21 protein-coding genes are annotated in these 25136 nt (G+C 49.1%); 14 read left to right on the top strand and 7 right to left on the bottom strand.

From position 1 onward, the window contains the following. Window positions 1-117: 117 nt before the first annotated feature. Window positions 118-453, top strand: coding sequence for a hypothetical protein (locus tag N5E87_RS11895; RefSeq protein WP_088211276.1), 336 nt, complete (start codon window positions 118-120; stop codon window positions 451-453). 23 nt (window positions 454-476) lie between these two features. Here the strand turns inward: N5E87_RS11895 and N5E87_RS11890 are convergent, their stop codons facing one another. Together N5E87_RS11890 and pabB are read right to left on the bottom strand one after the other, a co-directional pair. Next, on the bottom strand, window positions 477-1064 hold the full coding sequence (locus N5E87_RS11890; protein ID WP_011717237.1) for a CoA pyrophosphatase: 588 nt from the start codon (window positions 1062-1064) through the stop codon (window positions 477-479). Window positions 1065-1089: 25 nt separating this feature from the next. Beyond that, complete coding sequence (pabB, locus tag N5E87_RS11885; protein ID WP_086903257.1) at window positions 1090-2493, bottom strand: aminodeoxychorismate synthase component I; 1404 nt, start codon at window positions 2491-2493, stop codon at window positions 1090-1092. Window positions 2494-2614: 121 nt separating this feature from the next. Here pabB and N5E87_RS11880 point away from each other — a divergent pair, with 121 nt between their 5' ends. The 5 genes from N5E87_RS11880 to N5E87_RS11860 all read left to right on the top strand — a co-directional run bounded on the left by N5E87_RS11880 (window position 2615) and on the right by N5E87_RS11860 (window position 9230). Beyond that, window positions 2615-4159, top strand: coding sequence for a fumarate hydratase (locus tag N5E87_RS11880; RefSeq protein WP_011622887.1), 1545 nt, complete (start codon window positions 2615-2617; stop codon window positions 4157-4159). 274 nt (window positions 4160-4433) lie between these two features. Continuing rightward, on the top strand, window positions 4434-6485 hold the full coding sequence (locus tag N5E87_RS11875) for a S9 family peptidase (protein ID WP_176370314.1): 2052 nt from the start codon (window positions 4434-4436) through the stop codon (window positions 6483-6485). 137 nt (window positions 6486-6622) lie between these two features. Beyond that, a complete protein-coding gene (locus N5E87_RS11870; protein ID WP_086903259.1) occupies window positions 6623-7081 on the top strand; it encodes a GNAT family N-acetyltransferase in 459 nt (152 codons plus the stop codon). A gap of 55 nt (window positions 7082-7136) precedes the next feature. Next, the gene (locus tag N5E87_RS11865) at window positions 7137-8072 is read left to right on the top strand and encodes a M14 family metallocarboxypeptidase (protein ID WP_086903260.1); all 936 of its coding nucleotides are present in this window, start codon (window positions 7137-7139) and stop codon (window positions 8070-8072) included. Window positions 8073-8489: 417 nt separating this feature from the next. After that, window positions 8490-9230 carry a hypothetical protein gene (locus N5E87_RS11860; protein ID WP_279775345.1) on the top strand — a complete coding sequence of 247 codons (741 nt, stop codon included), beginning with the start codon at window positions 8490-8492 and terminating at the stop codon, window positions 9228-9230. 111 nt (window positions 9231-9341) lie between these two features. Here the strand turns inward: N5E87_RS11860 and N5E87_RS11855 are convergent, their stop codons facing one another. Further along, window positions 9342-10718, bottom strand: a complete 1377-nt coding sequence (locus N5E87_RS11855) for an L-serine ammonia-lyase (protein ID WP_037429797.1) — start codon at window positions 10716-10718, stop codon at window positions 9342-9344. A 383-nt stretch (window positions 10719-11101) separates the two neighbouring features. Between N5E87_RS11855 and nagZ the strand changes: the two genes are divergently transcribed. The 3 genes from nagZ (at window position 11102) to N5E87_RS11840 (ending at window position 13623) form a co-directional block, all read left to right on the top strand. Further along, the gene (nagZ, locus tag N5E87_RS11850) at window positions 11102-12130 is read left to right on the top strand and encodes a beta-N-acetylhexosaminidase (protein WP_086903263.1); all 1029 of its coding nucleotides are present in this window, start codon (window positions 11102-11104) and stop codon (window positions 12128-12130) included. Window positions 12131-12211: 81 nt separating this feature from the next. Further along, window positions 12212-12751 (top strand): alpha/beta hydrolase YcfP, encoded by a 540-nt coding sequence (gene ycfP, locus N5E87_RS11845; protein WP_086903294.1) that lies wholly within the window; start codon window positions 12212-12214, stop codon window positions 12749-12751. A 599-nt stretch (window positions 12752-13350) separates the two neighbouring features. Continuing rightward, window positions 13351-13623: an acylphosphatase gene (locus tag N5E87_RS11840; protein ID WP_011622502.1), complete on the top strand. Its 273-nt coding sequence runs from the start codon at window positions 13351-13353 to the stop codon at window positions 13621-13623. A gap of 143 nt (window positions 13624-13766) precedes the next feature. On the opposite strand, the gene N5E87_RS11835 is transcribed toward N5E87_RS11840, so the two are convergent. From N5E87_RS11835 to N5E87_RS11825, 3 genes are all read right to left on the bottom strand, one after another. Then, window positions 13767-14795 (bottom strand): peptidoglycan binding protein CsiV, encoded by a 1029-nt coding sequence (locus N5E87_RS11835; protein ID WP_086903264.1) that lies wholly within the window; start codon window positions 14793-14795, stop codon window positions 13767-13769. Further along, complete coding sequence (gene mfd, locus N5E87_RS11830) at window positions 14795-18277, bottom strand: transcription-repair coupling factor (protein WP_086903265.1); 3483 nt, start codon at window positions 18275-18277, stop codon at window positions 14795-14797. The genes N5E87_RS11835 and mfd overlap by 1 nt, the downstream gene beginning before the upstream one ends. 86 nt (window positions 18278-18363) lie before the next feature. After that, on the bottom strand, window positions 18364-18984 hold the full coding sequence (locus N5E87_RS11825; RefSeq protein WP_086903266.1) for a hypothetical protein: 621 nt from the start codon (window positions 18982-18984) through the stop codon (window positions 18364-18366). Window positions 18985-19078: 94 nt separating this feature from the next. Here N5E87_RS11825 and N5E87_RS11820 point away from each other — a divergent pair, with 94 nt between their 5' ends. The 3 genes from N5E87_RS11820 (at window position 19079) to lolE (ending at window position 22350) form a co-directional block, all read left to right on the top strand. After that, window positions 19079-20311 (top strand): lipoprotein-releasing ABC transporter permease subunit, encoded by a 1233-nt coding sequence (locus N5E87_RS11820; RefSeq protein ID WP_086903267.1) that lies wholly within the window; start codon window positions 19079-19081, stop codon window positions 20309-20311. A gap of 96 nt (window positions 20312-20407) precedes the next feature. Continuing rightward, window positions 20408-21103: a lipoprotein-releasing ABC transporter ATP-binding protein LolD gene (gene lolD / locus N5E87_RS11815; protein ID WP_086903268.1), complete on the top strand. Its 696-nt coding sequence runs from the start codon at window positions 20408-20410 to the stop codon at window positions 21101-21103. Further along, window positions 21100-22350: a lipoprotein-releasing ABC transporter permease subunit LolE gene (gene lolE, locus N5E87_RS11810; protein ID WP_086903269.1), complete on the top strand. Its 1251-nt coding sequence runs from the start codon at window positions 21100-21102 to the stop codon at window positions 22348-22350. The genes lolD and lolE overlap by 4 nt, the downstream gene beginning before the upstream one ends. Window positions 22351-22474: 124 nt before the next feature. Here the strand turns inward: lolE and suhB are convergent, their stop codons facing one another. Then, complete coding sequence (suhB, locus tag N5E87_RS11805) at window positions 22475-23278, bottom strand: inositol-1-monophosphatase (RefSeq protein ID WP_011622509.1); 804 nt, start codon at window positions 23276-23278, stop codon at window positions 22475-22477. 154 nt (window positions 23279-23432) lie between these two features. On the opposite strand from suhB, the gene trmJ reads away from it, so the two are divergent. Both trmJ and cysE read left to right on the top strand, forming a co-directional pair. Then, a complete protein-coding gene (gene trmJ, locus N5E87_RS11800) occupies window positions 23433-24158 on the top strand; it encodes a tRNA (cytosine(32)/uridine(32)-2'-O)-methyltransferase TrmJ (protein WP_086903270.1) in 726 nt (241 codons plus the stop codon). Between the two features lie 45 nt (window positions 24159-24203). After that, complete coding sequence (cysE, locus tag N5E87_RS11795) at window positions 24204-25025, top strand: serine O-acetyltransferase (protein WP_011626050.1); 822 nt, start codon at window positions 24204-24206, stop codon at window positions 25023-25025. Window positions 25026-25136 lie beyond the last annotated feature (111 nt).

Below are 25136 nucleotides of genomic sequence, written 5' to 3'. Positions count from 1 at the left end.
AAAATTTTTGGAGGTTTATATTACCTTGCTGGTGGCTTTTCTCAAGCTGAAAAAGGTATCCTGAGGTTAATATTACTAATATTGAGTGATAGGGTGCCTTAAAACTTGGGAGGCGGTATGCGGAAAGTCAAAATATTTCAGATGATCCTCGCCACATTATCCATTCTGGGCTGGACCTTGGCGGTGTACGCGCTGATGGTGTTTGGCGAGGCTCGCCCCGAACGAGAGGTCGGATCCTACTTGAGTCGCGGTGAAACCTTCAGACACTATTGGGACCCAAGCGAAACCGAATTACTGCAATACATCATTTGGGGTTGCGGTGCGATAAGCCTGATAAGTCTGGCGTTTAATTACTATGTCGCCCACCACAGCAAACTGGGTTATTGGTTTAATATTCCCTTGCTGCTGCTAACCTCGTTAGCGGCGGGCTTATATGTGCATTTTGTGATTTGAATTATCCAAAAGAGCAATGCGGTTTACAGCATCTCCTCGGGAAGACTCAAATGCCGACAGAGGTGATCGATAATCGCCGCCGTCGCGCCCCAGATAAAACGTTGCTGATACGGGATAAAATGTACGCTGTAATAACGCCCTTGGCGTAAAAACTGTTTGCGGTGGCGATTTTGCGGTTCGATAAAAAAGCTTAAGGGCACGGTAAAGCAATCGGCGACTTCACCGGGATCGAGCCTTAAGGCAAAATCCTGCTTAATCATGCCCACCACTGGAGTTATTTCAAAACCGGTAAAGGTGTTATGGGCGGGGAAAGTGCCTATCACTTCAACATTTTCCCGGCAAAGACCAATTTCTTCTTCCGCTTCCCGCAGCGCGGCCGTAATGGCGCTACTATCACTGGGTTCAATCTTGCCGCCTGGAAAGCTAATTTGCCCAGGGTGCGCCCTAAGGTGCATCGGTCTTTGGGTTAAAATCAGACTGAGCTCGCCCTGGATTTCCTGCAAGGGAATAAGTACCGCAGCTTTACGCAACCCAAGGTGAGGGATAGCCGCCGGATCTTGCGTGGCTAAAGGATGCAGATTAAATCTGAGTCTAAATTCCGCTTGATCCATAGGCTTCCTATTCGTTTCCTGACGCTTATTGAGGGCTATCGAGTAAGGGTAAGATGCGGCTTATCTTATCGAAGCTTTCTTGGTACTCTGCATCGACATTGGAATCCGCGACAATACCGCCGCCCGCCCAGCAATAGAGTTTACCTTGCTCTGCCACGATTGTGCGGATGGTGATACTGGTGTCCATTTGCCCATCTTGGCTGATATACCCCATGGAGCCACAATACAGACTGCGGCGTGAGGGTTCCAGCTCTTCAATAATTTCCATGGCGCGGATTTTAGGCGCACCGGTTATTGAACCGCCGGGAAAGGCCGCCCGCAACAAGTCGCAGGCGTGGTAATGTGGGTCGAGTTTGGCCGTGACGGTACTGACTAAATGGTGCACCGCAGGAAAGCTTTCAACGGCAAATAGATGTGGCACTTGTACAGTGCCGGGCGCGGCGACTTTACCTATGTCATTGCGCAGTAAATCCACAATCATCACGTTTTCGGCGCGATCCTTGGGCGAATGGGCAAGGGCTTGCGCTGCTTGCTTATCTAGCATCGGGTCGCTATGGCGCGGTAGAGTGCCTTTAATCGGTTTGGTTTGAATGTCGTCACCGCGTAGCTGAATAAAACGCTCGGGCGAAATCGATAAAATCGCGTTGGCATCAAGCCGCATAAAGGCGGAGAAGGGGGCTTGATTGGCACTTCGTAGCTTGCAGTAGGCACGCCATTCATCGCCTTGATACTCTGCTTCAAAGCGCTGGGTCAAATTAATTTGATAGCAATCGCCGCTATGCAGATACGCCTGTACTTGATTAAATTTCGCGGCGTACTGAGCTTTGGTCAGCTGCGCTGACCAAGGGCTTGTGAGATGAAATTCGGCCTTTTTTGTGGTGTTGGCTATTTTAGATTCAATTATTTTCAATTGAGTATCGAGGGCGGCATCCCCCAAATAGTGCACCATAAACCAGCTTTGCTGCTGATAATCGAAAATCAATGCCCAGTCGTAAAAGCCAATATTCATCTCGCCGAGGTGAATATCCTGCGCCGCAGTGCTGGGGAGCTGCTCAATTCGGCGGCCTAAGTCATAACTAAAGCTGCCCATGGCGCCGCCACTAAAGGGTAAATCGCAGGCAAAAGAGTGTGGATACCAATGGCGCAGCAGCTGTTTGACCAGGGTAAAAGGGTCATCCTGCGGGCTGAGGTGAGTCGGTTTGGTTAATTCAGGCTGATGAACTTGAATGTCAGTCAGCTCGCCTTGGGTGATGAGGGTGGCGATGGGAACTGCGCAAATCATATCGAATTTAGCGTCCTGATGGGGCGCATTGGCCGAGTCGAGCAGTATCGCCCAAGGTTCAGCCGCAAAGTGTTCGAAGATTGCTGCTGTGCTGAAAGTCCAGTCAAGTTGGCGTACTGCCAGCGGTAATGCCGCCCTATTTGCCATCAATTAACCCTATCTAAAAATGTGATGTAGCCCAAAAAGATGGGAAAGAGTATCATATTGGCCCAGAAAGAATTACACAAAAAACAAGTAAGGCCCTAAAGGCTGCTGGAGCGCACCTACTATGTCATCTCACCATGAAACGTCTGAAAATGTAGTGATTAAACAAGCCGACTTTATTGAAAGTGTGGCCGATGCCCTGCAATACATTTCCTATTATCATCCCAAAGATTTTGTTGATGCCATGAGCGAAGCTTATGAGCGTGAGCAAAGTGCGGCGGCGAAGGATGCGATTGCGCAAATTTTGATTAACTCGCGTATGTCTGCCGAAGGTAAACGTCCACTGTGTCAAGACACGGGTATTGTGACCACCTTCGTTAAGATTGGTATGGGGGTTAAGTGGGACAAAACCGATATGACTGTGCAACAAATGGTCGATGAAGGTGTGCGTCGTGCTTATACCAATCCAGATAACCCACTGCGTGCATCGATTGTGGCCGATCCTGCGGGTAGCCGTAAAAACACCAAAGACAACACGCCATCCGTCGTGCATATCGATATGGTGCCAGGCAATCATATTGAAGTCGCTATCGCGGCCAAGGGCGGCGGCAGTGAAAACAAAGCCAAGATGGTGATGTTAAACCCATCTGACGATATCGCCGCTTGGGTTGAAAAAACGCTGCCAACTATGGGTGCGGGCTGGTGTCCTCCAGGTATGCTTGGCATCGGTATTGGCGGCACCGCTGAAAAAGCGGCCGTACTCGCGAAAGAAGCCCTGATGGAAAGCGTGGATATCCATGAGTTAATGGCGCGCGGTGCAGAAACCAGCGAAGAAAAACTGCGTTTAGACATTTTCGAGCGTGCTAACAACCTCGGTATTGGTGCGCAGGGTCTTGGCGGTTTAACCACAGTGTTAGACGTGAAAATCAAATCTGCACCTACTCATGCAGCATCAAAGCCTGTGGTGATGATCCCTAACTGCGCGGCAACTCGCCACGTACACTTCCATTTAGATGGTACTGGCCCTGCTGATCTTGCGCCGCCGACACTGAGCGACTGGCCAGAAATCACCCGCGAAGTGGGTAGCGATGTGCGCCGTGTTAACTTAGACACAGTTACTCAAGCCGATATCGAGCAGTGGAAGAGCGGTGAAACCATCCTGTTAAGCGGTAAAATGCTCACCGGCCGTGATGCTGCCCATAAGCGTATCCAAAGCCTGATTGAAAGCGGTGAAGGTTTACCAGAAGGCGTGGACTTTACTGGCAAGTTTATCTACTACGTGGGTCCAGTTGACCCAGTCGGTAACGAAGTTGTGGGTCCTGCTGGCCCAACTACCGCGACCCGTATGGACAAGTTCACCGATCTGATGCTGGATAAAACCGGACTGATGGGCATGATTGGTAAGGCTGAACGTGGTCCAGCGACCGTTGAGTCTATCAAGAAGCACAAAGCTGTGTACCTGATGGCTGTGGGCGGCGCGGCTTATTTAGTGTCGAAAGCCATTAAGAAATCCCGCGTAGTGGCGTTTGCCGACTTAGGTATGGAAGCGATTTACGAGTTTGACGTACAAGATATGCCAGTGACTGTGGCGGTAGACTCAAACGGCGTGAATGCCCATGAAACTGGCCCAGCGATTTGGAAAGTGAATATCGCTAACGCCAAAGCCTAAGCAAATGGCCTAAGCGAATGTCCTTCTTGCAAAAAAGTCGCTTTTTTGAGCGGGATTCGAGCGGGAAAGGGCGGCGAGTGGCACTCAATGACGCCATTCGATGCAGACTGACAATTTGTCACAAAAAAATACGCTCAAGTACGCCTTTTGGCTTGCTTGAGCGTTTTTGTTTCGTTAGTGTGGCAAACTTATCTTCACAAAGACGATTGATGATCGTTTTGACCGTTCATTCGGTACAACTACCGAATGTGTTTAACAAAAGATGGATATAACAATGAAAATAGCTCCTCTCCTATTGGCGCTTGGCGCGGCTGGTTTGGCCTGCTCAGCCCACGCGGCCGATCCTAAGCCTTTTACTGTGCAACAGCTGGTTAAACTCAACAAATTGCATTCAGCCGCGGTGTCCCACGATGGCACTAAATTGGTCTACGGTCTGAAAACCGTTAATGACAAGGGAGAGGCGAGCTCAGATTTATATATTCTCGATTTGACGCAAGCGGACGCTAAACCGATGCAGATCACTTCTGCTGCGGGTACTGAGCACGATGTCAGCTTCGCAAACGATGACAAATCGATTTATTTCCTCGCCAGCCGCAGTGGTTCAAGCCAACTGTTCCAACTGCCATTAACGGGCGGTGAAGCGCAGCAAGTTTCTGATCTGCCATTGGATATCGATGGTTACAAACTCTCTAACGATGGTAAGCAAATCGTGCTTAGCATGCGTGTATTCCCAGAGTGTAAAGACTTAGCTTGTTCAAAAGACAAATTTAAGGCCGAAGAAGAGCGTAAATCGACGGGTCGTGAATACAAGCAGTTGATGGTACGTCACTGGGATACATGGGAAGATCATGCCCGTAACCACTTATTTGTGGGTGTCCTTAACGGCGAGAAGCTGACCAAAGTGGTGGACATCACCCAAGGTTTAGACACAGAAACCCCACCTAAGCCATTCTCAGGTATGGAAGAAGTGACCTTCACTCCTGATGGCAAATATGTGGTGTACAGCGCCAAAGCGCCAAGCAAAGATCAAGCTTGGACGACAAACTACGATCTGTGGCAGGTGAGTGTAAACGGTGGCAAAGCCACTAACTTAACCGCCGATAACATTGCCTGGGACGCTCAACCAACATTCTCCAGCGATGGTCGCTACATGGCGTACCTCGCGATGACTAAACCCGGCTTCGAAGCTGACCGTTACCGCATCATGCTGCGTGATACTAGCACTGGACAGTCGAAGGAAGTGGCACCGCTGTGGGACAGAAGTCCAAGCTCACTGATGTTTGCACCGGACAATCGTACTCTGTATGTGACGGCACAAGACATTGGCCAAGTGTCTATTTTCAAAGTGAATACTCAGTTTGGTGATGTGCAGTCTGTCTACAGTGACGGCAGCAATAGCCTGATTGCGATCGCCGACGATCAACTGATCTTCGACAGCAAAACCTTAGTTGAGCCGGGCGATCTGTATCGTATCAACACCGACGGCCAAGGCCTGAAACGTCTGACTGAAGTCAACAAAGATAAACTGGCCGAAATCAAATTCGGTGAATTCCAACAATTTAGCTTTAAGGGTTGGAACAACGAAGATGTTTACGGTTACTGGATCAAACCTGCTAACTACCAAGAAGGCAAAAAGTATCCGATTGCATACCTAGTCCACGGTGGTCCACAAGGTTCATTTGGTAACGCCTTCAGTGGTCGTTGGAACGCCCAGTTATGGGCTGGCGCGGGTTATGGCGTTGTGATGGTGGACTTCCACGGTTCAACTGGTTATGGCCAAGCCTTTACCGATTCTATCAGCCAAGATTGGGGCGGTAAGCCATTAGAAGACTTACAAAAAGGTCTGGCAGCGGTGAGCCAACAACAAAAATGGCTCGATCCACAAAATGCCTGTGCCTTGGGTGGCTCTTACGGTGGCTACATGATGAACTGGATCCAAGGTAACTGGAACGATGGCTTTAAGTGCCTCGTTAACCACGCGGGTCTGTTCGATATGCGCTCTATGTACTATGTGACCGAAGAAGTATGGTTCCCAGAGCATGAGTTTGGCGGTACTTACTCAGATAACAAAGCCTTATATGAGAAGTTTAACCCAGTAAACTATGTGGAAAACTGGAAGACACCAATGCTGGTTATCCATGGCGAGAAAGACTTCCGTGTGCCTTATGGTCAAGGTTTAGCCTCATTCAGCTATATGCAACGCAAGGGTATTCCATCAGAGCTGCTGATTTTCCCTGATGAAAACCACTGGATTTTAAAGCCAGAAAACCTAGAGCAATGGTACGCGAACGTGTTCCGTTGGATGGACAGCTGGACGAAAAAGTAACCGAGGATGATGGACTTAAATCCACTGGGTATTAAGTCCAATTAACTTGTTGCCAAAGCCAGAACCCTGTTCTGGCTTTTTAATACTAGGATTGTGAATCTAAGTCAGTTAAACACTGGACTTATCAAGGAATGAAGATGCTGATCAGAGCGGCGACTACAACAGATATTGAGGCGATAAGCGCATTAATCACGCAGCTTACACAAGTTTATATTGCTCCCACCTGCACAGATGTGGGCGCTGAAACCTTAGTCAACGCCATGTCGGTTGAGTCGGTGGCTCATTATTTTGCCTTAGGTTATCAATATCATGTCGCAGTGAATGAGGCTGGCGAACTCGTCGGTGTGGTGGGGATGAAGGATAACAGTCATCTTTATCATCTATTTGTGGCGGATATTGCCAAGGGGCAAGGCCTGTCGCGTCAGCTGTGGGAGCTTGCCAAAGCTGAGTGTCTCGCCAAGGGGAATCCCGGCACTTTTACCGTTAACTCGGCGGTGAATGCGCTGCCTGTTTATCAGCACTTTGGCTTTGTTGCACAAAGTGATATTCGCGAGCGCGGTGGGATCCGCGATATTCCAATGCAACTCGTGCTTTGATCTATAACGATCTTTAACCATAAGACCAAAACATAAAATCAGAAGAAGAGAACCTATGGCGAATGTGAGTTTTTACCCAATCGGGACTGTCGGTGAAAAATGGGGCGATGCCGAAAAGGCCGCATGGTTTGGTAACACGCAAATTAAGCGTTCATACCAAGACAATGTTGTCACGCCATTAAAGGCGATGGAGTCACAACTGGCCGAAATAGGGCTGAGTGTGGTGCAATATGGCGCCTTATCGATTGATTCTGCGCGCTATCCCTTGTTTGCGGTTAAATCTGCTACGTTCGATCCGAACAAGAAAACCGTCTTAGTCACAGGTGGCGTACACGGCTACGAAACCAGCGGCGTGCATGGCGCCTTGGCTTTTTTGGCTAACAACGCGGTTTACTATGCTGAGCGCGTAAACTTAGTGGTGGCAGTGTGTGTAAGCCCTTGGGGTTATGAGACCATTAATCGCTGGAACCCGAAAGCTATCGATCCAAACCGCTCGTTTTATGCCAATAGCCCGGCAGAAGAGTCGGCAGCACTGATAGCACTTGTGGCAAGCGTTCCACAAGGTTTTGATGTGCATGTGGATTTACATGAAACCACCGACTCGGATGAAGATGAATTTCGCCCAGCCTTGGCCGCGCGTGATGGCAAAGACTTTATTCCCGGCACCATTCCAGATGGATTTTACGCCGTAGGCGATACCGAAAATCCGCAGGATGCCTTCCAAAAGGCGATTATCGACGGGGTGAGTAAAGTCACTCACATCGCGCCCGCAGATGAAAAGGGCGAGATTATCGGCTCGACAGTGGTGCAACACGGGGTGATCAATTACCCATTGAAAGCGCTAGGTTTATGTAGCAGTGTGACGGGCTGTATTTATAACACCACCACCGAAGTGTATCCCGACAGCCCATCGGCCACGCCCGCAGAGTGCAATCTAGCCCAAGTCGCAGCAATCACCAGTGCCATCGACTATGTGTTAGCGTTGAACTAGTGGAGTTTTTTGGTACTAGGCTTGAACAATCGTAACGCTTGCATGGCGTGAACAGTTGATTTTTCTTAAGTTTCATCCATAAAAAAGCCCTCAAACGAGGGCTTTTCTATTGTCATATCCAACCGCTGTAGCACTGTACTAATGGTTACTTTAGTGGATACATTTTTATCGTATATGTACCACCATATCCATTTCTAAATCTGGCAGATTCTTTTATTCGAGAGTAGTTTCTCCAATAAGTTGTACACTGAGCGGACAAAACATTTCGCTTTGGATTTATCGTACCGAGCAGATAATTCAAGGTGAGGATTGTTAAAATCATTCATCAACAGTAAGTTAGTGATACTTGATGGAGAGGTTTAAACGATTAATTGGCGTTAGTGGCGATTGCCAAACAGCGGTTCACATAAAGGAGTTATGATGAGAAAGATAAAACAAGTGGCGTTACTGAGTATACTCTTGTTGGGAGGCTGCGCCTCCTACACTACGCCCGGTGGCAGTGTGGCTATTGGTCGTTTGGCGGAATCGGATATTAATGCGCTGATGTCAGTTCAAGCGGCTGCTACATTCCCCGCGCATATTGCTGTTGCACGTATTCAGGCGCCGGGTTATGCATCCTATCGTTTAAGCAGTTTTGGTACTGGGCGTTACAGTGTGGTCACTACCCGTGAAGTCGAAACAGAAGCCGATTTTACTCAGCTAGCCAAAATGCCGCAGGTGGCAGGGATTGCACCGTTAAACCGTATTTTATTACCGGAGCAGTTAGACTCTATCAAATCACTGCGGGAAGCAGCGGCAAGGCTCAAGGCGGATATCTTACTGATTTATACCTTCGATACCTCTTTCCATGCGGGTGAGCAGCAATTTGCGCCGTTAAATGTGATTTCCCTTGGGCTGTTAAAGAATAAAGAAGTGAGTGTGACGACAACCGTATCGGCGGCTCTGTTTGATGTGCGCACCGAATATTTGTATGGATTAGCGGAGTCGACGGCTAAGGAGAGCCGCAACGCGTCGGTATGGAGCACCTCTGATGCAGTCGATGATTTGCGTAGGGTGACCGAAAAACAGGCGTTTGCGCAGCTTATTCCTGAAGTTGAAAAAACATGGGCAGGAGTGATTGCCGAATATGTGAATTCATCAATGAAGGCGACGAACTAAACTTTGATGCGTTTTCAGATAAACAAATGCCGCGCTTAATCGTTTAGGTTTGAACGGTTAAGTGCGGCATGACAGTGCTAAAGACTTAAGTTAATTAACAGCTTGAGTGGATTAACACTCGACAATGTTCACCGCAAGGCCGCCTTTGGCGGTTTCTTTGTATTTGCTGCGCATATCTTTACCTGTATCCATCATGGTTTTGATCACTTTATCCAGTGATACCTTGTGGTTACCGTCGCCGCGTAGCGCCATACGTGAGGCGTTAATGGCCTTGATTGCGCCCATTGCATTACGTTCAATACAAGGCACTTGTACTAGGCCGCCTACGGGGTCGCAGGTTAGGCCTAGGTTGTGTTCCATACCGATTTCGGCCGCGTTTTCAACATGTTCGACTGTGCCGCCCATAATTTCGGTTAAGGCGCCAGCCGCCATTGAGCAGGCTACGCCGACTTCACCTTGACAGCCAACTTCAGCGCCTGAGATCGAGGCATTTTTCTTATACAAGATACCAATTGCAGCGGCGGTTAACAGGTAACGGGCACACACGTCGATATCGACTTCTTGCACGAAGGTATCGTAGTAACAAAGCACGGCAGGAATGATGCCTGCGGCGCCGTTTGTTGGTGCAGTCACAACGCGATCGCCTGCTGCGTTTTGCTCGTTTACCGAGAGGGCGAATAAATCGACCCAATCCATTGCGGTTAATGGATCGACGTTGTTACGGCCTTCGGCTTTGAGGCGACGATAGAGTGCTGGCGCGCGGCGACGCAGCTTTAAGCCGCCAGGCAGAATACCCTCCTTCTGATAACCTCTTTCGATACAGGTTTTCATAGTTTGCCAGATATTCCACAGCTTGGCTTTGACCTCTTCTTCACTGGCAAGGCTAAGCTCGTTGGCCATCATTAAGGATGAAATGCTTAAGCCATGTTCAGTACAAAGTTCGAGTAATTGGGCGCTGCTGTTAAAATCATAAGGTGCTGATTCAATTTGCGATGCTGGTGAGGCATTACGTTGGTTGATTTCATCTTCATCTAAGATAAATCCGCCACCGACAGAGTAGTAAGTGCGCTCAAAAATACATTCGCCTTTGCTGTAGGCATACAGTGTCATGGCGTTCGCATGGGCGGGAAGGGTTTTTCGTCTGTGGTAGGTAATGCCGTCTTCACGGGTAAACTTGACTACTTTGCCGCAGCTGAGGGTAAGGGTCTCATTTTTAGACACTTGCTCAAGAATGCCATCGATGCTGTCGGTATCGACGGTTTCAGGATCTTCACCCATCAAGCCTAAGATGACCGCTTTACCTGTGCCGTGGCCTTTGCCGGTTTGGCCGAGGGAACCAAAGAGTTCGGCTCTTAATTCATCCACTTGGGCAATCTGGCCCGAATCAGCAAGGTGCTGCATAAAAATTTTGCCCGCTTTCATGGGGCCAACAGTGTGTGAACTCGAAGGGCCAATGCCGATCTTGAACATATCGAATACGCTAATCATGATTGAAGTCCTGTTGTGTCTCGATTTTTATTTTAGTGTGTGCGGATGAACTTTGCAGTTATCGTGTTAATACGCTGGTTTTTAGGGCATCAACTCTGGCAAACTGCAGGCATTATCCACGTAAAAATAGGCTTGTGTGATACGCTTATGTTCAGTATCCCATAAATCAGTATCAAGATTCACATTAGTTTTTTTTATTAGAAAGTCTTCGGATAAGCTGAGCTTAATTAGCGGATCATTAATGTCGATTTTATGGTCTACATTATCGGTTTTGGGCAAAATTTGACGGTGAATGGCTCGCTTTTTGGGGATTTTTGTGAACCCTGTAGCCAGTATCGCTATGGTTATTTTTTGAGTATGAATAAGAAATTTTAGGGAGAATTATGAGTTATCTAATGCTGGATCTGCTGTCTTTAGAGGTCAGTGAGGCTGAAGCTGAGATGCTGCGCCATCCGCAAGTGGGCGGTTTGATCCTGTTTTCCCGCAACTTTACTAGCCGTGAGCAATTAATTGCCTTAGTGCAGCAGATCCGCCAAATTCGTCCCGAGATTTTGATTGCCGTCGACCATGAGGGCGGACGAGTACAACGTTTTCGCGAAGGTTTTACGCTTATTCCGGCCATGGGGGATATTTTGCCAGCGGCTAAGGGCGAGATGGCATTGGCGAAACGTTGGGCCTGTGAGCTGGGTTTTTTAATGGCCATCGAGTTACTCGCCTGTGACATCGACTTAAGCTTTGCGCCTGTGCTCGATCTTAACGGCATTAGCCAAGTCATTGGCAAACGTAGTTTTAGTGCAAAGCCCGATGAAGTGATTGCGTTAGCGCAGAGTTTTATTGAGGGTATGGCCGAGGCGGGCATGGGTGCCGTGGGTAAGCATTTCCCAGGTCATGGCAGTGTGGCGGCAGATTCCCATATTGCGCAACCTATCGATGAACGTGAGGCTGAGGCGATTTTTAATCAAGATATTCTGCCGTTTAAGGAGTTGATCGCTCAAGGTAAATTATCAGGCATTATGCCTGCCCATGTGATCTACCCTAAAGTTGATCCCAATCCTGCGGGCTTTTCAACCTATTGGTTAAAGCAGATCCTTCGCCAAGATCTGGGTTTTAACGGGGTGATTTTCTCCGACGATCTGGGGATGAAGGGCGCATCTTTTGCGGGAGATTATATAGGCCGCGCTCAAGCTGCGTTGGATGCGGGTTGCGATATGATTTTGGTTTGTAATGATAATCCAGGTGTTATGTCACTCTTAAACGGTTTTGTATGGCCTTCTGCTGCACCGAAACATCCGGCGAGTTTACTTAAACCTAATGCGGCGCAGACTGCTATCGCATTAGAAAATAGTGCTCGTTGGGAAAATGCTAAGCAGCTGGCCGAGCAAATACAGCTCGCACAACAGGCAAAAGTTTGATGTAGCGCAAGGTTCTGCAATGAATATTTGCTAGGGTTAGTGGCATGCGCCGTGTTTGGCAGATTGTTAAAAGGTCTCAATATGATTTTTTATCTTCATGGATTCGATGCGACTAGCCCTGGTAATCACGAAAAAATGCGTCAGTTGCAGTTTATTGACCCAGATGTAAGGCTTATCAGCTACAGCACTTTGCATCCCAAGCATGATATGCAGCATTTATTGAAAGAGGTCGCCAAGCAAATGCAGTATAGCGACGATCCCACGCCGTTAATGGTGGGCGTCGGTTTGGGGGCGTATTGGGCTGAGCGAATTGGTTTTTTAAATGGGTTAAAGTCGGTGTTGATCAATCCCAATCTCCATCCAGAAGAGACAATGCAAGGGAAAATTGATCGCCCGGAAGAGTATGCCGACATCGCCAATAAGTGTGTTTCAGAGTTTAGGTTGAAGAATACCCACAGAGCCATGTGTATTTTGTCTCGTGTGGATGAAGTGCTCGACAGTGAGGCTACTGCCGAGGCGCTTAAGCCTTATTACACCATCGAATGGGATGAGACGCAGGCCCATAAATTCCCGCAGTTAGCCGCCCATTTACCTAAGATAAAAGCCTTTAAGTTGGGTTAAATCGTTATTCGCTTATCTTTTCGTTAAAAAGGCTTATCGCGGAATATTCTGGCGATAAGCGCTTTTGCATCTGTTCATGTTTTCCCCTTCAAGAAGCATGCTATTTTTCAAGCTGTTGGTGTTTGGCTACCTCGTATGAGTGAAGCCAGACCTGCGATGAAGTTATGCTATTATTTAGAATGCTAGACGGTATATATGGTTGGTTTAGCTGGTTATTTCAGCAAAAAGCATTAAATACACTCCGTTTGTATGGCTTTATCTATCATTTTGTTGAAATTAATCATGAATTGTGTAAAGTAGCCCCTCTTAATAGTTTGTTACAAAATGCTACAAACTTTTATGCCAATTTGTCCATTCATGGATAACCTTTTGCGTATGTCGCCCGACACAGCTAACAGCGGTCTCGTTAGCTGTTTTTTTATACTTGCTTTTTTACTCTTAAATCCATTACTTAGCAAAACTCTCCCTTATCGCAGCTGAAAACTCGGCTATGCTTAGGCTGGAATCGTTTTTACGTGAGCGACGCAAAGACGCATGATAATAGCCGCATGATAACAACCGCATGCTAATAACAAGGCTCACCTTACAGGGGAGGCGCAATGAAACGGGTGCTTATTCAATTAACGGGAAAAGTGCAGGGCGTGGGCTGCAGACATGCGACCCTAACAAAGGCTCGCACGCTTGGTGTCACAGGTTATGTGACTAACTGCGCCGATGGCAGTGTTGAAATTCTTGCCCAGGGCAGTGATCCTGCAGTGGATAGTCTTATCGCCTGGTGTGAGGTTGGAGTACCTTGTACCGATGGACTGAGGGTGACGGTGAATGAAGACCAAGGTGATGATATTTATTTGGATTTCTCGATAGTGCGCTAATTTTATTTTTATACTTTCGGCGTCGCCTGAATGGCTGTTCACCCCTTAGGCAATAAAAAACCTTAGGTTATAAAAAACCTTAGGCAATAAAAAAGCGGTATGCATTGCATGACCGCTTTTTATTCGATTAGGGCTAATAGGTTTTAAGCGTTAGGTTGCGCCATCTTACGGATTTGGATCACCATGCCCATTTCGGGATGATCGAGATAATGGATCTCATCACTTTTCACTCGACGATTTTGCTCCAACGGAATAGACATTAAATAAGGTGTCATCACTTTAGCTGGGGCTGCGGCGGTACTTGTTGCTGTGTTGATGCTCGCTTCATCGGCCGCCACAGGCATTAATTTGCGGCCTTCTTTACGCAAATTGAGCGCGGTTTCGATATACAGATAATGGCTAAGATAAATATTGAGCGTGCCATCGAGTTGCCACACGGGAGAGGGCTGTAAAGGCGCAGATGTTTCAGCCATCATGCCAGTCGTGCCGTTAGCGCCTTGCATTGAGGTGGCCATGGCTTGCTGCACAATTTGACGACCATCGAAGTGATAACTGGCGGAATAATCTTTACCCGCAAACAGGCGAATGGGCACTGAGCCACTCTTCCCCATCATAGGTTGTTGCCATGTCATATGCAGTAAGCTGCGGTTACCACGTTCTCTCGATAGGCTGTTGATGATGCTTGCAAATTGGCCTTGGCTGCTGGCGAGTAATACTGGGCCACTGCCTTGAGACGCATAGGCTTGGCTACCACTGCCGATTTCCGATGGGATCACACTCGGATAGCGATAGCTGGTCACCGCATTTGAGCTTGTAGTGCTTGGGCCTGAAATGGCTAAAGTACCGCCGTTACTCATCTCGGGAGTGGCGTCCGTATTCGTACCTGTGCTGGTGTTTTCAGCGCAATGGCTATTAGCATCGGCGTCATACACTAAGGTGCAGGGCGCGGATTCATTGCTCATGGAGAGCACAGCTTGACCCACAACCGGTGAGATCAGATCGATAGCGCGGTTGGTTTTAGTCTCAATTGGCGCCATCGGCCATTGTTCAGTCGACTGACTTTGGCGTTCAAAAATATAGACTTCGACCTCGAACCAAGCTTCAGCACGGGCAAGTGAACTGTGTGAAAGTGCAATAAGTGTAGCGATAGAGACCGCGAGTTGACGTAACACTATTTATCTCCAAGACGATGTTGCGATAGTTGTTCGAGCAAGAGTTTGACCAAAGCGAGCCTATCTTTTGCCGTTTCGGCATTGAGGATGAACTTTAACTTATTCGGCCCATCCATTCGATAAATTTGTGGCTGACTTTGCAGTAATCCGATGATAAAGCCGGGATCAATCACATGATCATTACTAAATTCGATGCTGCCGCCCTTGGCATGTACCTCAATTTTAGTCGCGCCCAGCCGAGTTGCCTGATGTTTATATAAAGTCATTTCCATCAGGTTTTTGGTGGCCTCGGGCAGCAGACCGAAGCGGTCGATAAGCTCAACCTTGAGTTCATCTAAGGCTTCTTCACTGTCACAACTGGCGATGCGCTTATAGAGTGACAGACGAATATTCACATCACCGACATAGTCTTCCGGCAATAGCGCAGGAATTCTTAGTTCCATCTCACATTGTTGATTGAGCATTTGCGCCAGCGATGGCTCTTTACCCTGTTTGAGCGCCTTGACCGCCGATTCCAACATTTCCATGTAGAGACTAAAGCCAATTTTAGAAATATGACCGCTCTGCTCATCGCCCAAGAGCTCGCCCGCGCCGCGAATTTCTAAGTCTTGAGTTGCGAGCATAAAGCCAGCGCCTAAATCCTCTAGGGCGTCGATGGCTTCGAGACGTTTGCGGGCATCACTGGTCATGCGTTTAGGATGCGGCGTCATCAAATACGCATAGGCTTGATGGTGAGAGCGTCCGACGCGGCCACGCAGTTGGTGCAACTGGGCTAAGCCGAAGGTGTCAGCACGTTCGATAATAATCGTATTCGCACTAGGGACGTCGATACCGGTTTCGATAATAGTGGTACAGACTAACACATTGAATCTTTGGTGATAAAAGTCCGACATCACCCGCTCAAGATCCCGCTCACGCATTTGACCATGGGCCACCACCACCCGCGCTTCGGGTAGCAGGGTACTAATATCTTGGGCGCATTTCTCAATGGTTTCGACATTGTTGTGCAAATAATACACTTGGCCACCACGGAGAATTTCACGCAGTATGGCCTCACGCACGGTAGCGGGATCGGATTCGCGCACAAAGGTCTTCACCGCCAAGCGTTTAGCGGGAGGAGTCGCAATAATCGATAAGTCGCGCATTCCCGACATCGCCATGTTTAAGGTGCGGGGGATCGGAGTGGCTGTGAGGGTCAAAATATCCACGTTGGCGCGCAGCGCCTTGATTTTCTCTTTTTGTCTTACGCCGAATCTGTGTTCTTCATCGATGATTAGCAGGCCTAAGTTTTCAAATTTTGCCTCGGATTGCAGCAGCTTATGGGTGCCAATCACTATATCGACTTTGCCTTCTTCGAGCAGTTTCAGCACTTGAGTCTGCTCTTTGGCGGTTCTAAAGCGTGACATCACCTCAATTACGACGGGCCAGTCGGCAAATCTGTCTTTAAAGTTTTCGTAGTGCTGCTGGGCGAGTAGCGTGGTAGGCACCAGCACAACTACTTGTTTACCCGCATTCACTGCCACAAAGGCGGCGCGCATCGCGACTTCAGTCTTACCAAAGCCCACGTCACCGCAGACAAGGCGGTCCATGGCGACGGGGGATTGCATATCGGCGAGCACGGCATGAATCGCGCTTTCTTGGTCGACGGTTTCTTCGAAGGGGAACCCCTGGGCGAATTGCGCATACTCTTCATCGTTGATTTCACAGCTTTCACCGGGGCGTGCTTGGCGGCGAGCGTAGACATCAAGCAGCTCGGCGGCCACATCGCGGATTTTCTCGATCGCTTTGTTTTTTGCTTTGGCCCAAGTGTCGTTACCGAGTTTATTAAGGTGAGCTTCACCATCGGCGCCGACGCTGTAGCGACTGATCATGTGCAGGTTGGACACGGGCACATAAAGTTTATCGCCGCCCGAGTATTCTAGCTGTAGGTATTCGGCCACTAATCCGCCGGTATCTAAGGTGACTAAGCCTTGATACAGCGCCACGCCGTGCTCTAAGTGCACAATTGGCTGGCCGACTTTAAGCTCGGCTAAGTTTTTGATCAGGGTATCGTTACTGATCTGGCGTTGTTTTTCGCGGCGGCGCTGCTGGGAGATGCGATGACCAAAGAGTTCGGTTTCGCAGATGATGCTGACGGCGGTTTGCTTTCCTAGCCCGAGTAAACAACCACGGGAGAGGGGAGATACGATTAAGCCCAGTTTGGCATCGCTTTGAATAAACTCATCAAAATGGCCGAATAGCGCCGGTTTTAACTGGATTTTAGCTAAGAGCTCGAGCAAGGCTTCGCGGCGACCTTCCGATTCGGCACTAAATAACATCCGCGACGCATGCTCGGCGTACTCTTGCAGCGCAATCAGCGGTTGCTTTAACTTGTGATTAGCGCTCACCTCGGGCAACACACAGGCATCAATCTGCACTGCACCTGCGACGGCATCGGGTTGCGGCACAATAAACTGATAGCGAGGCAGCGGCTTAAAGGCGGCAAATAATTCTTCAATCAGTAAATACAGCTCTTTAGGTGCCAACAGCGGCCGCAATGGGTCGACCCGTCTGTCTTCATAGCGGGTTTCCACCTCTTGCAAATGTGCACGGGCGGACTTTTCGATATCGCCTAAGGTGACTAACTGAGTGTCCTTCGGCAGATAATCGAACAGTGTCGCGACCTCATCGAAAAACAGGGGCAGATAGTTCTCAATGCCAGCGGGCATCAAATTGCGGCTCACCAGTTGATAAACTGATTCTGGTTCTTTAACGATCACCTCAAAGCGGCGGCGATAACGTTGCCTAAAACCTTCGATGGCGCTGCTGTCGGTGGGGAATTCCTTGGCGGGTAACAGGCGCACCGCATCGACAGGCGTGGACGAGCGCTGAGTCTCTGGGTCAAAATGGCGAATGGTCTCGACTTCATCATCGAACAGTTCGATACGCAGCGGCATATTCACGCCGGTGGGGAAGATATCGAGAATCGAGCCACGAATGGCAAACTCGCCATGTTCGTAAACCTGTTCAACCAAGTGATAACCCGTGTCGGTTAACTGCTGGCGCACATCATGGAGCTGATATTTATCGCCCTTTTTCAGCACAAACACATTGGAGCTTAAATAGGATTTTGGTGGCAAGCGCATCATCAGCGTTGTCACCGGCACTATCACTACGCTGTGTTCGGCTTGGGTGATTTGCGACAGGGTTTCTAAACGCTGGGAAATCAAATCCTGATGGGGCGAAAAACTGTCGTAGGGCAGGGTTTCACGGTCAGGGAACAGTCGCACCTTAATAGCGCTTTTAGCCAACAAGTAGTTGAGCTCTAACTCGATACTCAATGCCGTCGGCGTATCACTGGTCACAATCAGTGTTGTGCCCTTGTGTTGGCGAACTAGGCTGGCGAGGGTAACAGCTTGACCAACCCCGGCGAGACACGACAGGGTTTGCATTTGAGTTCCATTTTTGACAACGGGCGGTGTTAGGGCTGAAATTTGTGTCATTGGCGTGGGATAAACTGATTCATTCACAATAAGTTGCGTTCATTGTAGTGACTTGGGCGCTAGGGTGCCAGCAAAAACGCTAGCCTTTATTGACGCTCGTCACGGGCAAGTTTACGCAGTTTAAGTTGTTTTTGTTGCACATTGAGGCTCGCTTTGACCAGTTGCTCCACATCTGCATCCAGTATTTGACTAAATTCGAGGTCGACGAGATAGGGCGATGCGGCATTGTGCAGTGGTGCTTGCGGCCCATCGGATTGGCCTTCCTGCGAAACTAAGCAGGCCGTGACCTTGGCAAAACATAAAATGGCGACCAATTCTTCGTGGATAAATAAGGTCACCTTATATTGGCGGCCAAGGGGGAGGGCCTCATTGCTCATTAGGCGAATGCCGCTGCCACCGAACTGACAACCGCTAAATTTATCGCCCTCTTGCACTTCTTTTTCGAGGACATGCTGCAGGACTAAATCGACCTTGCGGGATTGGAGCTTGAGAAAGTCCACCACCACCTTGGCTTCGTTGTCTAAATGCCGCAGTTGCAACAGGCAACTAGCCTCGAGGGCTTTGACTTCGCTCAGTAGCTGGATCCCTAAGGATTGCATTGATCTTAAAGCCATTTCACTGGGTAGTGGCTGGTTTTCGTCCCAGAGGCTTAAGTAAGCGGTGAAGGGATGAGGCACACTAAAATACGGATTGGTGTCAGTGAACAAGGCTTGCCTCTTTATTTATAGGACCTAAACCCCTATTATCGTGCCCATCTTTATGATTTAGCAAGTTCAGCACACAGGACGCAGCCCTCTTTCAATGGATCTTCGATTTCCTCTCTACGTTGGTTACCGTTATTGGCGGGCCAGAAAAGCAAACGCCTTTGCTTCTTTTATTACCTTATTTGCCGTTTCGGGCATTTTTCTAGGGGTGGCGGCCTTAATCGTGGTCAGCTCGGTGATGAACGGCCTCGAAGGACAATTAAAGCAGCGCATTTTAGGCGCTGTACCTCAATTGACTGTGGTAACTGAGACGCCCTTAAGCGATTGGACCATTCCTGCGGACAAACTCAAAGCCTTACCGGGCGTGCAGGGCGTGACGCCTAGCGTGTCGACCCAAGCCATGGTGCAGTCGGCGGCGAATATCCGCGCCGTGCAAGTCTTTGGGGTGTTTCCTGAGCTTGCCGAAAAACTCTCTATGGTGGCGCAGCATACTTATTCTGGCGCATTCAACGAGTTAACCAGTGGCCAATATAAGGTCATTTTAGGCAGCGAGCTTGCCCGCCAATTAAAGGTGAACCCGGGTGATACTGTGCGTCTGTTAAGTGGCGATGGTGTGGTGTATTCGCCCCTCGGCCCAGTCCCTAGCCAACGCAAGTTTTTAGTGTCCGCCGTGTTTGAGATGGGCTCACAGGTGGATGCGGGCGTTGCATATATTCATTACCAAGATGCCAAGCGTTTAATGCGTCAACCCAGTGATGAAATCAATCAGTTAAGGCTCTATCTGAGCGACCCATTTATGGCGCCCGCACTGGCTAAGGATGTAAAGCAGGTGCTTACCCAGCAGGGGATTGAGGCGACAACCAGTGATTGGCGCGACACCTATGGTCATCTGTTTAGTGCCGTGAAGATGGAAAAAAACATGATGTCGCTGATGCTGAGCCTGATCGTGGCCGTGGCGGCGTTTAATATAGTGTCAGCGTTGGTGATGATGGTGGTGGATAAAACCACCGACGTCGCGGTACTCAAAACCCAAGGCTTACGTACCTCGGCGGTGATGGGCATTTTTGTGGTGCAAGGTTTATTGAATGCTGTCTTAGGTTTAGTGCTGGGGCTGGTGGTCGGCATTCTGCTCACCCTTAATTTAAATGGCATTATGGCGACCTTGGGGATTTCCATTTTAGGCACAGGACAAGTGCTGCCGGTTAAATTAGAACTGGGACAATTGTCGATGATTATTGTCGGCACCTTAGTTGTAACCTTAGTGGCGACCCTTTACCCCGCATTGCGAGCGGCGCGGGTGCAACCTGCCACGGCGCTGCGTTACGAATAGCTGCGATGTAACAAATTAAAGCGTCGCTCCCATGATGAGAGACGTGTTTGGACATGGGGTTATCCATGTCATTTAGAATCAATAGCGAGAATCTCAATGCAAGACGTGTTACTGCAAGTGCAGGCGGTGAGTAAGAGTTATCACGATGGCGATGTGACCACTCAGGTGTTGTCTGAGGTGGATTTACAGGTATTTAAGGGCGAGCAACTGGCGATTGTCGGTACCTCTGGCTCAGGCAAGAGTACGCTGCTGCATATTATGGGCACCTTAGATAAACCTTCTGCTGGCAAAGTATTGTTAGCGGGTGAGGATTTATATCAGGTGAGCAGTGCCCGTCAGGCGCAGATCCGCAACCAAGATTTAGGTTTTATCTATCAGTTCCATCACCTTTTGCCCGAATTTAGTGCACTGGAAAATGTGGCTATGCCAGCGTTTATTCAAGGCAGAGACCGCGCTCAGGCTCAGGCTGATGCCAAAGTGTTGCTCGAGAGAGTCGGCCTTGGGCACAGAATGCAGCATATTCCCGCCGAGCTTTCGGGCGGCGAGCGTCAACGGGTGGCAATTGCCCGGGCGCTGATCAACAAACCCAAACTCGTGCTGGCCGATGAACCGACGGGCAACCTCGATGCCAAGAGCGGCGAGGCGGTCTATGAGCTGATCCGCGAATTAGCCAATCAACTCGGAACGGCGTTTGTGGTGGTGACTCACGATCCTAAATTAGCGGCGCGGATGGACAGACAACTCACCATGAAGAATGGTTATCTGCAAGCTGTTGCGGAACATGCCCAATGAAAGGACCATTAGCCCTCTCCATTGGTTGGCGTTTTTATCGTGCGCGCCAATCCAATAGTTTTATTAGCTTTATCTCCTTTGCATCGACCGCTGGCATCGCGCTAGGGGTTGCAGTGCTGATTGTGGTGCTCTCGGCGATGAATGGCTTTGAGCGTGAGTTAGAGCAGCGTCTGTTAGGCGTGATCTCCCAAGCCGATGTGGTTGGCGTGAATGAGCCGATTGCCGACTGGCGTGCGGTTGAGCAAACCGCCATGCAGATTGAAGGCATTACGGCGGCTGCACCTTTTATTCGGATGCAAGGATTAGTGCAAAAGCCCGGTGGTTTTCAGGGGCTTGCCGTTGTGGGAATCGACCCTGAGCAGGAGGCAAAAGTCTCGACCCTCTCGCAATTTATGTCGAAAGAGACTTGGCAAGGCTTGAGCGAGGATGACAATCACATCGTCCTTGGCGAGAGTCTGCTGAAAAAGTTAGGCCTCGAGGTCGGCGATACCCTCGCTTTGTATGTGCAAGATCTTGACCCTGAACATGCCGGCAGTTTACGGGCTGCCAAGAGCCATCGTTTTGTGGTGTCGGGTGTGTACCGTTTAGGCGGCGAGCTTGAGTTAACCACGGCGTATATTCCGATGCGCTATGCGGCGAATATCCTAAATTTACATCAAGGTGTCACTGGGGTGCGGATCAGTGTGGCGCAGGTATTTGATGCGCCAGCGAAAATTCGTGAGTTGGGTTATGCCTTAAACCAGTCCGTTTATATCAGTGATTGGACGCGCACCCAAGGGCATTTATATCAAGATATTCAATTGGTTCGCACCATTATGTATCTCGTTTTGGTGTTAGTGATTGGCGTGGCCTGTTTCAACATTGTCTCAACGCTAGTGATGGCGGTGCGGGATAAAGCCAGTGAAATCGCCATTCTGATGACCATGGGCTTAAGCCGCCTGTCAGTGATGGGGATTTTTATGGTGCAGGGCGCGTTAAATGGCCTTGTGGGCTGTGCTCTTGGCGGCGTGATCGGGATTGCGACTGCGGTGAATCTCAGTGGTATTGCCCGTGGTATTGAGCAGCTGCTTGGTATTCAACTCCTGTCGGCCGATGTGTATTTTGTGGATTTCCTGCCGTCAGAGCTACATATGACGGATGCTGGTTTAGTGATTGCCACGGCGTTTGTGATGAGTCTTATCGCAACCCTGTATCCCGCGTGGAAGGCGAGCCAGATTGGCCCTGCGCAAGCATTGGCGGGTAGATAGAAAGTCTTTGAGCTGACATTAGCCAAAGCGCGGAATAGCTAAAACAGAATAACGAAAGCAGCAAACAAAAAGGCCAGTGAATTCACTGGCCTTTTTAATATGCGTTACGCTTGGAAGGGCGTGATTAACGCTTTAAACCTTCGTTCAGCAAAGGACGCATGGTTTTCACTAACTCAGTGGTCACCTTTGGTGAACCTGCAACGATGTTGCCAGAGATCAGGTAGTTATGACCGCCAGTAAAATCGGTGACTGTGCCACCCGCTTCGCGGCAGATTAAGTCGCCAGCGGCGATATCCCATGGCTTTAAACCGATTTCGAAGAAACCGTCTAAACGGCCAGCCGCTACATAGGCTAAGTCTAATGCAGCAGAACCTGCGCGGCGTAAGTCAGAACACTGACCGAACACTTCGCCAAAGATTGCCATGTAGCTTTCGGTGTGTTGACGGGCTTTGAATGGGAAACCTGTACCGATAATGGTTGGAGCCAGTTCAGTCACATTGGTTACGCGGATACGGAAATCGTTTAATTTGGCGCCTTTACCACGGATAGCGGTAAATAATTCTTCACGAACAGGATCGTACACAACGGCAACTTCAGTTTTGCCTTTGTGTTGCAGTGCGATAGAAACCGCGAAGTGGGGAATGCCTCTAACGAAGTTGTTAGTGCCATCCAGAGGATCGACTATCCATACATAGTCTTTGTTTTCGCCACGGTTTTCGCCTTTTTCTTCACCCACGATTGTGTGATCAGGGTAAGATTTGCGAATTTGATAGGTAATGGCGGCTTCTGCTTCCTTATCTACACTGGTAACAAAATCGTTGACACCTTTAGCACTGACTTCAACTCGGTCAAGTTCAGTGTAGGCGCGCATAATAGTTTGGCCGGCCGCGCGGGCAGCGCGAACAGCAATCGTCAGCATCGGATGCATTGCAATCCCCTGGATGTTAAAGAACGTTAAAAATAGCGGGCGGTATTATACTCGATTTGAATGTTATATCAAATACCGATTTTCATATAAGCATTCACGCACGCCTGTGATAGTATTCGCTCCCTGTGTTTTGTGAATTAAATTAAGTCGTTTCATGCTAAGTAATATTCGTGTGATTTTAGTGGGGACATCGCACCCCGGCAATATTGGCTCGACCGCCAGAGCGATGAAGACCATGGGGTTATCGACCCTGTATCTTGCCGAACCAAGATGTGAAGTGGATGGTCAATCCATCGCCTTGGCGGCCGGTGCGTCTGACATCTTAAAGCATTTGGTGAAAGTGGATTCTTTAGCAGAAGCCATCGCCGATTGCAGTTTAGTGATTGCCACCAGTGCTCGCAGTCGTACCTTAGATTGGCCAATGCTCGATCCGCGTGAAGCGGGGCAAAAGCTGGTCACTGAGGGATTATCAGGACCTGTCGCCATTGTCTTTGGCCGTGAAAATCATGGTTTGACCAATGAAGAATTACAGCAATGTACATATCATGTGGCTATTCCTGCTAACCCTGAATACAGCTCATTGAATTTAGCGCAAGCAGTGCAGATCATTTGTTATGAGACGCGTGTGGCACACTTAGCGCAAACTGAGGCGCCTCAAGTGGAGGAAGAGTATCCGCTTTCTGCCGATCTCGAGCGTTTCTTTGTGCACTTAGAAAGCACCTTATCATCGACAGGTTTTATTATTAAAAACCACCCCGGTCAAGTGATGACTAAGTTACGTCGTCTGTTTAGCCGTGCACGTATCGAAAGCCAAGAGATGAATATTCTTCGAGGCATTCTAACTTCGATAGATAAAGTGGTGGGTAACAAACAAAAATAGCCAAAGTACATTTGGCAAATAACGCTAATCGCGAAGGATTGAAGCATGGGTGTGATAGCTAGGCTAAAAGAAGACATTGAATCTATATATCACCGTGATCCCGCGGCGCGCAGCGCCTTTGAGATCTTGGTCAACTATCCTGGCATGCACGCCATTTGGCTGCACCGGATAAGCCATAAGTTATGGAAGCGTGATTGGCGCTTAATGGCCCGTTGTTTATCGACTTTTTCGCGCTGGCTGACGGGAGTGGAGATCCATCCGGGGGCCACCATTGGCGACCGTTTCTTTATCGACCATGGTATGGGCGTGGTGATCGGTGAAACCGCCGAGATTGGCGATGACTGTACTTTGTATCACGGCGTAACGCTCGGCGGCACCACTTGGCAGGCGGGTAAACGCCATCCAACACTGGGCAATAACGTGGTCGTGGGCGCAGGGGCTAAGATTTTAGGTCCTATCACTATGCATGATGGGGCGCGTGTCGGCTCTAACTCTGTGGTGGTAAAAGATGTGCCTAAGGATACGACTGTGGTCGGGATCCCTGGGCGCGTAGTGGCTACTCCCTCGCCGCAATCGAAAGAGAAGTCTGAGCGTCGCAGCGCCATGGCCAAGAAATATGGTTTCGATGCGTATGCTGTGTCTCCCGATAATCCGGATCCCGTCGCGAATGCTATCGGTCAAATGCTGGACCACATGCATTTAATGGACTCAAAAGTGCAGGAATTGTGTCAAGCCATTCAGCGTTTAGGTGGCGATGTATGTACCGAAAGATTGCCAGAGCTGAATGTGGGTGAGTTTAACGACGCCGAAAAAGCCGCCGCCGATAAGCGCCAGAGTGCACTCGACGAGTTTGACCCCAGCATTTAACTAAGGTGTGTGGCGTAGTGGCGTGTAGATATTAATCAACACGCTTTGCCACCGATGATTGCAGTTCAATTCCCTCTGTGGTTGCTCGGTTTTTAAACAGAGTGGACCTAG

The sequence above is a fragment of the Shewanella sp. GD03713 genome (genome assembly GCF_029843705.1).
Classification (GTDB): Bacteria; Pseudomonadota; Gammaproteobacteria; order Enterobacterales; family Shewanellaceae; genus Shewanella.
This window is presented reverse-complemented; position numbering and strand designations above follow the sequence as displayed.